The sequence below is a fragment of the Umezawaea endophytica genome (assembly GCF_025061645.1).
GTDB classification, from domain to species: Bacteria; Actinomycetota; Actinomycetes; order Mycobacteriales; family Pseudonocardiaceae; genus Umezawaea; species Umezawaea endophytica.
In genome coordinates, this window is record NZ_JANYMP010000007.1 from 371888 (window position 1) to 381240 (window position 9353).

Below are 9353 nucleotides of genomic sequence, written 5' to 3' on the forward strand. Positions count from 1 at the left end.
CGCGTCCTGGACCCCGACGCCTCGGACGGAAACCATGGGAACATGGCTGGAAGTCCGCCTCGAAGATCGGCTCGAGCACAAACTTCAGCACGGCCTGCACGACCCGGTCGGCGGTCATCGGGATCCCGAGACGCCCGATTTTGCCCGACGTCTTCGGAATTGTTTTCTCCCGCATTCGCTGGGGAACGAACCACTCGGCCTTGAGTTGCGCTCGTAAGCGCGACAGCAGTTTCCCGGCGCCGAAGCCGACAGACCGCGGAGCGATCCCGTCGCCCCCGCCGGTGCGTGCGCCTTTGGTACCCCGCACCCGTTCCCACGCGACCATGAGGAAGAACGGGGACTACTACAGGTCCTCCGTCCCACCCCGGCGGCATCGGCTGACGACGAGCCTTCCCACCACACCACCGGCTGCGGTGCGGGTCGGCGACCGCCGGGGTGGTTCCCACGTTCACTGCTGATCCGGATGCGACAACACAGCTGAACCGTGTGACACCACCTGCGGGGATCGGGCACGATAGCAACGGAACTCCTGGTGGAACGGCGCATAAACACCGTCCGATCTACCAGGAGTTCCCCATACCTGCACCAAAGCCCCTTGCCCACCCCAGCTCGGAAGCAGGTACTGGGACTCGGCGGTCTTACGCCTCGATCGCCACCGGAATGACCACGGGTTGCGGCGACGAGTCCGATACGGACAGCCCTTAACCAGGCAATTTCCTACGAAATTCGTGTGATCTCGGGAGAATCAGCGCTAATCAGAGTCACTCTGGGCAAGGTCCGTCGAGCCAGGCCGATGAGAATGTCGCCATATCCTACCTCCATGACAGTGTCGATTCCGTTTGACGCGAGGTGTAGCTGGTTTTCTCTCCAGAGAACAGGGCACTGCAGGTCATCGGCGAGCAAATGTCCCCAAGGGGCGTCTTCCCCCGCAGGATAAAGGTGCGCATTGTGCATTACCGGTAAATGCGTTGGACGAAAATCGACCTCTTTTAGCTGTTCTGCGAATTCAGCGGCCGCTTGCCGCATGAGCGGAGTATGGTAAGGACCTTCGATATCGAGAGGGATAACGTCCCATGCGTCGAGTCGCCACGCTCTTTGTATCGCGGCCTGCAGTCCCGAAGCGCTGCCGGAAAGGACACTCTGTACAGGGCTATTATCATTAGCGACCCAGCATTGCTCACCGGCGCAGCTAGCATGGGCAACATCGAGCGGAGCCAGGAGAGCGGCCATGCCGCCAGCCGTCGAACGTATCGCCTTCCGGGTGATTTCTGCACGTAGGCAGACGATACGCAGTGCCTCCGATGCAGGTAACGCACCGGCCGCATGCAGCGCCGAGATAAGGCCGAGGGAATGGCCGGCGACCACGGCGGGACTGAGGTGCGAGGTCAGGGCAGACCAGGCCATGAGGGAGCATGTGACGACGGCGAGGTGGGTCTGCGGTGGCTGACGGGGGTATAGCTGCGGATCCAGGAGAAGTTGCTGCAATTGATGTCCTGAGATCGCTTCGGCTTGTTCGACCAAACTCCACGCCTCGTGGTTCCGCCAGCTCACTCCCATGGCGGGGCCGTGGCTTCCCTGTCCAGGAAAGAGGGCGGCGACACTTGATCGATGGACGAATGAGCGAGACAAATCCAGTTCCTCCTATCCGGTCGCGCCATGTGTTCGAGCCGAAGCGGCGTGTCGAGCCAGAGATGGTAGAACACGGGCTTCTTGAAGGCCTTTTATCAAGCGGTCGAGAAAAGGCGCGTCGAGAGATGGCCTGGCAATGCCCACAGCTGTTAATGCCGCTGTGGTGAAGTCGGCACGGTAACTGGGAGGTGGGTGGTCGACATCTGCGTATAGGAGGTAACGAGCAATCTCGCTCATTATGCCGATCGGCCGCACAGCAGGGTTGTCGAGGTTGCCTTGGACTTGACCCCACCACTGGTCGTTAGGCGTCGGCTTCAGCCGGTATCCGGCCCTGCTCAGGGCCTGCAAGGCGTCCATGATCTTGAAGGGCGCGGGTTGGATGTGATGGAAGACCCGGTCGACGGAGTCGGCCACCAGCGCGAGATGGATGATTCCTCGCGCAACGCTGTCGATGCAGTCGACACCGCTGGCTTCGGCGGCACTGGTCGGTATCGCCCCCAAGGCGACGCAGGCGCGCAGGACCGGGACGAGCAGGTCGGAGGTTGCCGAAGTTCGGCCGGTCGCGTGATCGGCGGTGACGAGGCCAGGCCGATGGATGGTCAGCCGGATGATGCCGCGATCGGCGGCCTGGCGGAGCATGGTCTCGGCGAGGACCTTGCTACGGGGATAGCCGAGAGAACCGGCGGTCGCCAGGGTGGGGACGGAGGACTCGTCAGCGTGGGAAAGGCCGGCGGCGTGATGGTTGAGGAATACGGCCGTGGTTGAGATGTAGTGCAGGTCGGCCGGTTCTCCGGTAAGCGCCACCCTGCGCTGAGCGAAGTCGATCATGTTCTGGGTGCCGCCGACGTTTGTGTGGACAAGTTGGTCGTAGTCGGCGGCCAGGTTGACGTGAGCCGCGCAGTGGATGATCCGGTCGCTGTCCTCGGCGAGCCGATCGCGTTCCGCGGGGCGCAGACCGAGATCTGGCCTCCGGATGTCGGCGAGCAGGGCGATCAGCCGCCCAGACGGTGGAGAGAAGATCTGCATGCGTGCAGCCAGCCGCTGATCAGCGTCCTCTTGGCTGCCTGCCCGAACGAGGCAGCGGACCGTGGCCTGGGTGGATCTGAGCAGTTCGGCGCAGAGCCAGCCGCCGAGGGAGCCGGTGGCTCCAGTGACAAGTACGGCCATTTCACTCCCTTTTCGGGGCTGAGGTCTTCACTGTCGGCCGCCTGCGGCCGGTGGGGCCTCGGGTTCTTCCCCTTCATCGGGTTCGCCGAGGATCCTGCTGATCTCAGCCGCCAGGGCCGCCGGGGTCGGGTGGTCGTAGGTCGTGGTGGTGGCCAGGCGCACCCCGACATCGAGATTGATCTTGTTGCGGAGCTCCACGGAGGACAGCGAATCGAATCCTGCCTCGCGGAAGGGCCGGTGGGGATCGACGAGATCGGGCGAGGAGTAGCCCAGCACGGCCGCTGCATGGCCGCAGACCACATCGAGCAGAAGACGGCGGCGCTGGCCCACGCTGAGACCGGCCAAATCGAGCGCAGGCGGAGCGATGACAGCGCTTTGCCCGGAGGCTGCGGTACGTCGGACCGCACAGCGTACCAGGTTGCGGAACAGCACCGGCAAGGGCCCGGACGCCGCCGTCTCCTGAAGCGCCGTGGGGGGCAGAGGGGCAGCGGCGATGAGCGCGTCGTCGAATGCCTCGGCGGTGTCGAACAGGGCCATGCCATCGGGTGTGCTCAGACGGCGGCCGAACCGGCTCAGGCGAATCATGTCAGTGTCACTGAGATGCCCAGTCATCAAGCTGGCCTCTTCCCACAGGCCCCAAGCGATCGACTGAGCCGGCAGCCCTTCGGCCCGGCGGTGGTGGGCCAGCGCGTCGAGGAAGACGTTGCCTGCGGCGTAGCCGGCTTGGCCTGCTCCGCCGATCTGGCCGGCCATCGAGGAGTAGAGCACGAAACGGGCCAGCGGCATGCCGAGGGTCAGGTCGTGCAGGTTGACTGCGCCGTCGACTTTGGGACGCATCGTATGGTCGAGTTGGCGGGGGGTGAGCGCGGTGATGATGGCGTCGTCCAGGACACCGGCGGTGTGGATGACCGCGGTCAATGGGTGGTGGGCGGGGATCCGCGCCAGCAGTTCCGCCAGAGTTCTGCGGTCTGTGATGTCATTGGCGGCGATGGTGACGGTGGCGCCTAGGTCGGTCAGGTCTCGGTGGAGTTCCTCGGCTCCTGGGGCGTCGAGGCCGTGGCGGCTGGTCAGCAGCAGGTGGCGGGCTTGACCGGTGGAGACCAGGTGCCGGGCCAGTGCGGCACCGAGTGTTCCGGTGCCGCCGGTGATCAGGAAGGTGCCTTCCAGGTCAGCCTGCTGCGGGATTGACAGGATGTTCTTGCCGATATGTCTGGCGTCGCGGAAGTGGCGGAACGCCTCGGGTGCGCGGCGGATGTCCCAGACCGTGGTCGGCAATGGCACCAGGGCGTCCTGTTCGAAGAGTTCGAGCAGGGTGGTGAAGATTTCGTGGACCCGGCCTGGGCTGGTGTCGCGGAAGTCAAAGGCCCGGTAGTGGACCTGATGGTCGGATGCCACCGTGTCGGGCTGGCGAATGTCGGTTTTGCCCATTTCCAGGAATCGGCCACCGGGTTTCAACAAGCGCAAGGAGGCGTCGACGAATTCTCCTGCCAGGCAATTCAGCACCACATCGATGCCGTTGTCACCCACGACCGCACGGAAGGCCTTCTCGAAGTCCAGGGTGCGGGAATTGGCGATGTGAGCGTCATCGAGGCCGAGGTTGCGGAGTGTCTGCCATTTTGTAGTGCTGGCAGTGGCGAAGACTTCGGCGCCCAGGTAGGCGGCGAGCTGGATCGCCGCGATGCCGACGCCTCCCGTTCCGGCATGGATCAGGATCCGTTGACCGGGCTGGAGGTCGGCGAGATCGACCAGACCGAGGTAGGCGGTTCCGAAGGCGGTCGGGAATGCGGCGGCATCGGTGAGGCTCCACCGATCAGGGACGGTGACCAGCAGCCGCGCGTCGATCGTCGCCGATGTGGCGAAGGTGGTGTGGTCGAGCGACAGGCCCGCGACGCGGTCGCCGCGTGAAAAGGCGGCGACACCCTCACCGACCTCGGTCACCACGCCCGCGCCGTCGATGCCCGGTATGGCGTCGCTGGGCAGTCCGACCATGTTCAGTGCCTTGAGCACGTCGCGGAAGTTCATCCCCGCGCGGTGGATGGCGACACGGACCTGACCGCGTTGTAGTGGCGCCTCTGATTCGGGTGAGGCCAGCAGCGTCAGATCTTCCAGGGAACCGGAGACACCGGTGTCCAACCGCCAGGCGTGCGTGTCGACAGGAATTCTCAAAGCTTCGCTGCTGGTGATCGGAGCGAAACGGGGCAGGTGGGACTGACCGTTGCGAAGGGCCTGCTCGGGTTCTCCGCTGGCGATCGCCTGAGGCAGGGCTGCACAGGAGGCGTCGCTGCCGTCGGTGTCGATGAGGACGAACTGCCCGGGGTTCTCGGTCTGCGCCGTCCTGATCAGTCCCCACACCGGTGCGTGGACTGGGTCGTGTACGTCCTGGCCTGCCCGCAATGCCACCGCTTCGCGGGTGAGCACCACCAGCTTGGAGGATGCGAAGGCCTGCTCTCCCAGCCATTGCTGCACCACTTCCAGTGCGCGGTGCAGCGCATGGCGGACGACGCTCGAGCTCACCTGGGACAACTTGAGGGCTGTAGGGGCTTCGGCTGCGTAACTGATCACAACGGTCGAGGGCAGGGGCGTTCCGGCCACGACCTGTGCGGCGAGGACGGTCAGATCGGGGTAGGTGCGAGTCGATAGGCCCGCGGCGGTCAAGGCACGGTGCACTGCGTCATCGGTATCGATGAGCGCCCACGTTCCGTGGCCGCCGACAGGGGGCGCGACGACAGGAGATCCGATTTTCCAATCCAGGCGCCACAATGCCTCGGTCCCTACCGTCCGAGTAGCGCGCCGCAGCCGTTCGGAGGAGATCGGGCGCAGGGCGAGCTCCGCCGCTTCAAGGACCGGAGCACCGCTGTGATCGGCGAGGTGGACGGCCATGCTGCGGGTACCGTTCAGGGCCAGCCGCACGCGAAGGTTGGTTGCTCCGGTGGCGTGCAGCTTCACACCTCTCCACGCGAAGGGCAGCCGCATCTGCTGGGTTGTTGCGTCCGCGTCATCGGGCTCTTCGTCATCCACGATGAGCCAGGGGTGGAGGGCGGAGTCGAACAGCGCGGGGTGGATACCGAAATCTCTCGCATCACGGGCGGCATCGGCGTCGAGGGTGATCTCGGCGAAGATGTCGGAGCCGCAGCGCCAGGCCGCCCGCACGTTCCTGAAGCTGGAACCGTAGGCATATCCCAGGGCGGCGGCCGTCGAGTACAGGCCGGAGACCTCGACGGCCTTCGCGCCAACCGGTGGCCAATGGCTGAGTCCAGCGTCGTCGGCAACCTCATCGGTACTGAGGGACACTGTGCCAGTTGCGTTGCGCACCCAGTCTGCTTCGTCGGTACGCGAGTGGATCGCCAGGTCACGGCGGCCATGATGGTCGGGCTCGCCGACCGAGACCTGAACGGTGACCTCCCTCTTGGCGGACAGGGCAAGGGGCATTTCAAGGATGAGTTCCTCGACCTGGTCGCAGTCCAGGCGTGCGGCCGCGTGCAGGGCCATGTCCAGGAACGCGGTGCCCGGCAGCAGGACCGTTCCCTTGACGGTGTGGTCGGCTATCCAAGAATGGGTCCGATGCGAGAGCCGACCGGTCAGCAGGAGGCTGTCGGAGGCCGCGACCTCGATCTGGGAGGTGAGGATCGGATGCTCGCCGTCGGCGAGACCGGCAGATGCGAGGTCGGTGGTTCCCCCTGCACGCGCGTTGATCCAGTACCGATCACGTTGGAAGGCGTAGGTCGGAAGGTCGATCTGGCGAGCGCCGGTGAACAGTGGTGTCCAGTCGACCTCGACGCCATGGACGTGCGCGGCTGCCAGAGCGGTCAACATGCCGTCGTGGCCGCCCTCGTCGCGACGCAGGGTGGCCAGGACGGCTGCGTGGGCGCCGGTGTCCTCGATCGTCTCCTGCGTACCGGTTCGCAGGACTGGATGTGGGCTGATCTCGATGAACGTCTGGTGCCCATCAGCGAGGAGAAGCCGGACGGTGTCCTCAAAGCGGACGGTTTGCCGCAGGTTGCGATACCAGTAGTCGGCGTCGAGCGGGGTGTCCTCTCCGTCAGGGCCTGCGGCGAGCGCGGCGGTCACGGTGGAGTAGAACGGAATCGTCGCGGGCTGCGCGGTGAGAAAGGCCAGGTCGTGAACGAACTGTTCGCGGACGTCCTCCACGTGCGAGGAGTGGGATGCGTAGTCGACCGCGATCGACCGTGCCCATACCCCGTCGCGTTCGCAGCCGGCCGCCAATTCCTCCAGCGCCGCTGTGTCGCCGGAGACGACGGTGCTGGTGGGCCCGTTGATGACCGCGAGGGACAACCGCTGACCCCAGGGCTCGATCCGCCTCGGCACTGCACGGGCGGGCAGGGCCAGGGCCAGCATTCCGCCACGCCCTGCCAGTGAGGGAAGCGCTTTGGCGCGCAGGGCGATAAGCCTTGCGGCATCGTTCAGTGACAGTGCCCCGGCTACGCAGGCCGCCGCGATCTCGCCTTGGGAGTGGCCGACGACCGCGTCCGGGATCACTCCGTGATCGCGCCACAGGCCTGCCAGGCAGACCAGCATCGCGAACAGTACGGGTTGAACTATTTCGTCGCGGTCCAGACTCGGGGCGCCGGGCTCGCCTTTCAGCACTTCCAGCAGCGACCATCCGGTGTGCGGGTCGAGTGCGTCGGCGCACTCTCTGGCACGGGCCGCGAAGGCCGGCGAGTCCTTGAGGAGGCCGACTGCCATTTGCGGCCACTGGGAGCCCTGTCCGGGGAAGACGAACACCGTCTTGGGCGAACTCAGCGCCTGGGCACTGACCGCCTGCGGGGCCGGGTCTCCGTTGGCGATCGCCCGCAGTCCGCCGATGAGCGTGTTCGAGTCCTTGCCCATCGTGATACCGCGGTGGACGAACCGGGCCCGCGTGGTCGCCAGCGACAGCCCGACATCCGAGGGGTGGGCGTCGGGGTTCTCACGCAGCCGATCCAGCAGACGCTCCGCTTGGCCCTTCAGCGCCTGAGGGGTGCGGCCCGACAGCACCCAGGGCAAGCTGTGTTCACCTCCAGGTCGGTGCTCGCCTCCGTCAGCGCTATCGGGCACCTGTTCGATGATCGCGTGTGCGTTCGAGCCGGTGACCCCGTAGGACAGGACGCCCGCCCGCCTCGGCCGGTTCACGGTTGGCCAGGGTCTGCGCTCGGTCAACAGCCGCAGATGCCCTGATGACCAGTCCACCGCAGTGGACGGCTGATCCAGGTGCAGGGACCGAGGCATCACACCGTGCCGGACCGCCATAACGCTCTTGATGATCCCGGCGACGCCCGCCGCCGCCAGGGCATGCCCGATATTGGATTTCACCGATCCCAGGTAGATCGGACGGTCGGCTGAGCGGCCCTGGCCATAGGTGTTGAGCAATGCCGTCGCCTCGGTCGGATCGCCGACCCTGGTGCCGGTCCCGTGCGCTTCGATCAGATCGACATCGCTGCTGGCCAGCCCGCACGAGGCGAGCGTCTGGCGAATCACGGACTCTTGTGCGGGCCCATGCGGTGCCGAGAAGACGTTGCTGGTGCCGTCCTGGTTCACCGCCGATCCGCGAAGTATCGCCAGCACCGGCGCTCCGAGTCGCCGGGCATGCGAGGCGCGAGCCATGACGAGCACGCCGACGCCTTCGCCGGGGCCGAACCCGTCGGCGTCCGCGGAGAACGCCTTGGTACGACCATCGTGCGCCAGTCCGCCATGACGACAGAAGTCGACGAGATATCCGGGTTCTGCCAATACCGTGACACCGCCCGCGAGTGCCAATGAGCACTCTCCGGCCCTCAGCGATTCCGCCGTCAGGTGTACTGCCGTCAGCGAGGAGGAACAGGCTGTGTCGACAGTGATGGACGGGCCCTTCAGGTCGAGGAAGAAGGAAAAGCGACCACTGATCCCCGACGTGAGCCCACCGGTCAAACTGGGCGGTTCATCCAGACCCTCGGCACTGGGCTCCCATTCCCCGACGCGCAGCCCGTAGTCCTGGTGGAAAGCCCCCACGAACACTCCGGTCACCGATGACTTCAGCGAAGTCGGATCGATTCTCGACCGCTCCAAAGCCTCCCACGCGGTCTGAAGCAGCAGTCGTTGTTGCGGGTGGGTGCCAGCGGCGTTACGCGGCCCGATTCCGAAGAAGTCCGCGTCGAACATCGCAGCGTCAGGTAGGAACCCTCCTTCACGCAGATACAGCGTGCCGGCACGGCCCTCGGGATCATAGATCTTGTCCAGGTCCCAGTTCCGATCGGTCGGCACCGGGCCGATGACGTCGCGCTCTGCGAGCACCAGTTCCCACAGATCTTCAGGTGAGTGCACGTCTCCCGGCAGGTGGCAGGCCATCCCCACGATCACCACCGGGTCGTCGGACAGGGGCGTTTGCTGGGCGGCCGGCTGCGTCGATTCAGGCATCGCGGGTATGGACATGGTTCCTGCCTCGGTTGGGGACGACTCGTGGGCTCATGCGTGGCGGAGGGTGACGTCGCATCACCGGGCGCACCCGCGATCCGTGGTGCACGTGCTGACAGTCCGGATCAGGCGAGCCCCGCGTTCAGGGCAGAGGATGGCTTTTAGAGGCC

At 65.6% G+C, this 9353-nt stretch carries 3 protein-coding genes; all 3 read right to left on the reverse strand.

Annotation, left to right across the window (positions count from 1 at the left end):
* Positions 1–717 precede the first annotated feature (717 nt).
* The 3 genes from NZH93_RS51250 to NZH93_RS18020 are packed head-to-tail and all read right to left on the reverse strand — an operon-like array spanning position 718 to position 9186.
* Entirely contained in the window at positions 718–1629 is a 912-nt protein-coding gene (locus tag NZH93_RS51250) for an ACP S-malonyltransferase (RefSeq protein ID WP_372506668.1), read from the reverse strand.
* A 12-nt stretch (positions 1630–1641) separates the two neighbouring features.
* Positions 1642–2796 (reverse strand): SDR family oxidoreductase, encoded by a 1155-nt coding sequence (locus NZH93_RS18015; RefSeq protein ID WP_259624259.1) that lies wholly within the window; start codon positions 2794–2796, stop codon positions 1642–1644.
* 27 nt (positions 2797–2823) lie between these two features.
* Positions 2824–9186, reverse strand: coding sequence for a type I polyketide synthase (locus NZH93_RS18020; protein ID WP_259624260.1), 6363 nt, complete (start codon positions 9184–9186; stop codon positions 2824–2826).
* Between the last annotated feature and the right edge of the window lie 167 nt (positions 9187–9353).